1 protein-coding gene is annotated in these 2,352 nt (G+C 75.6%); it reads left to right on the top strand.

Going from position 1 to position 2,352, the window contains the following annotated elements; genetic code table 11:
- Positions 1–122: 122 nt before the first annotated feature.
- The coding region (locus ACLML9_RS28475; RefSeq protein ID WP_411948387.1) for a hypothetical protein at positions 123–2,352 on the top strand (2,230 nt) is incomplete at its 3' end.

Here is a 2,352-nt window from a genome sequence, read left to right as displayed (position 1 = left end):
CCCCCGCCGACCCCACGTCGGCGGGGGTGTCGGCCGAGTCGGGGCCGGCGCGCCGCCGGGCCGCTCGCGCGAAGAAGGCCGCGGCCGCGGCCTCCGGGCCGGTCGAGAACCCGATCGCCCGGGTGCTGCCGCTACTCACCCCCGCGCACCTGGACCGCGATTTCGACTACCTGGTGCCGCCGGAGCTCGCCGATATCGCCCGTCCCGGTGTCCGCGTGCGAGTCAGGTTCGCGGGGCGGCTGGTGGACGGTTATCTGCTGTCCCGGCACGCCGAATCCGATCACCCGGGCACGCTGGTCCGGCTGGAGCGGGTGGTATCCGCCGAACAAGTGCTCACTCCGGAGATCCTGCGCCTCGCGACGACCGTGGCGGCACGGTGTGCCGGGACCCGTGCCGACGTGCTGCGCTTGGCGATCCCACCGCGGCATGCACGGGTGGAGAACGGGGGGCCGGCGAAGAAAACCGCGGAGGCAGGGCCCGACGCCGAGGCAGGCTCGGGTGCGAATGACGGGCCGGGCACGAACGCCGGGTTGCGAGCGGACGCCGGGGCGGATTCGGATGCCGCGACAGCAACGGACGCCGGATCGGGTGTGAGCGCCGGGTTGCGTGCGGACGCTGAGCGGGGCACAGATGCCGTGCCGGGGACGGACGCCGGATCAGGTACAGAGACCGGGCCGAGCACGAACCCCGCACCGGGCACCGGCACCGAAGCGGGCACGGACACCGAGGCAGGCGGGCCGCGGGGTGTCGGCCGAACGGCCGGTTCCGGCTCGGGTGGTGAGGCGGTGCCATTGCGGGTGGTCGACGTGCCCGGAGCCGCGGAGGCGCCGGGGGAGTCCGGTGGTTCGCCGGTTCACGGCTCGGATACCGGCAGTGCGGGGCCGCGGGAGGCGGACCGTTCCGACGTGGCGGGACGCGCGGCACTGCCCGCGGGAGTGGACACCGGCGCCTGGCGCCGGTACCGGCACGGGGATGCCTTCCTGACCGCACTCGCGGGCCGCCGGGGGCCGCGGGCGGCGTGGCAGGCGCTGCCGGGAGAGGACTGGGCGCGGCGATTGGCCGAGCTCGCGGCGGTGGTGGTCGCGGACGGCCGCAGCGCGATCCTGATGGTGCCCGACCAGCGCGACCTCGACCGGGTACTACGCGAATGTGAACGGCTGATCGGTGATTCCGCCGTCGGCTTGTCGGCGGGGCTGGGACCGGCGGCCAGATACCGGCGCTGGCTGGCCGTTCTGCGCGGCACTGCGCGCGTGGTGGTGGGCACCCGTAGTGCGGTTTTCGCGCCCGCTGTGGATCTGGGCCTCATCGCGATCTGGGACGACGGCGACGACACCTATGCCGAACCCCGCGCCCCCTACCCGCACACGCGGGAGGTCGCCATGCTCCGCGCCCACGACACCGGTGCGGCGTTCGTGGCTGCCGGGTTCGCCCGGACCGCCGAGATCCAGGCCGTCGTGGAAACGGGATGGGTCCACGATCTGCTGGCCGACCGGGCGACCCTACGGGCTGCCGCGCCGCGGATCAGCGCCCCGGGGGACAGCGATACCGCGCTCGAACGAGATCCGATGGCGCGCGCGATCCGGATCCCCGCCGCCGCCTTCGCGGCGGCCCGGAAGGCACTCGCCGCCGGGTCCGGGGTGCTGGTGCAGGTGCCGCGCCGTGGGTACGTTCCGGCGCTCGCCTGTACCAAATGCCGTACACCCGCCCGTTGCCGCCGGTGTGTGGGGCCGCTGTCGTTGCCCGGGTCGGACCGTCCCGCCGGGGATCCGGGGGCGGCGCACAGTCCGGTCTGCCGCTGGTGCGGGCGCACCGAGGCGGCGTTCCGGTGCCCGGCCTGTGGGGGCCGGGTGTTGCGCGCCGTGGTCATCGGTGCGGCACGGACCGCCGAGGAACTCGGCCGGGCATTCCCCGGGGTGCCGATCCGCGGGTCCAGCGGCGCGGCCGTACTGGACACGGTGCCGCCCGGGCCCCAGGTCGTGGTGGCCACCGTCGGGGCCGAACCGTTGCTCGCCGGTGGTTACGGGGTGGGGCTGTTGCTGGACGGGTGGGCGCTGCTCGGCCGCGCCGATCTGCGCGCCGCGGAGGACGCCCTGCGCCGCTGGCTCAGCGCCGCGGCCCTCGTGCGGCCGGACGGTGAAGTGCTGGTGATGGCCGATCCCGCCGTGCCGACCGTGCAGGCGCTGCTGCGCTGGGATCCGGCCGGGCACGCGGCCGCCGAACTGGCGCAGCGGACCGAGGTCGGATTCCCGCCGGCGGTGCGGATGGCGGCGGTGGACGGCACTCCGGACGGTATCGCCGGACTGCTCGCCGCCGCCGAACTCCCGGCGGCGGTGGAGGTGCTGGGCCCGGTGC

It is taken from the genome of Nocardia sp. NPDC002869 (assembly GCF_046764065.1).
In the GTDB taxonomy this organism is placed as follows: Bacteria; Actinomycetota; Actinomycetes; order Mycobacteriales; family Mycobacteriaceae; genus Nocardia; species Nocardia rhamnosiphila.
This window is presented reverse-complemented; position numbering and strand designations above follow the sequence as displayed.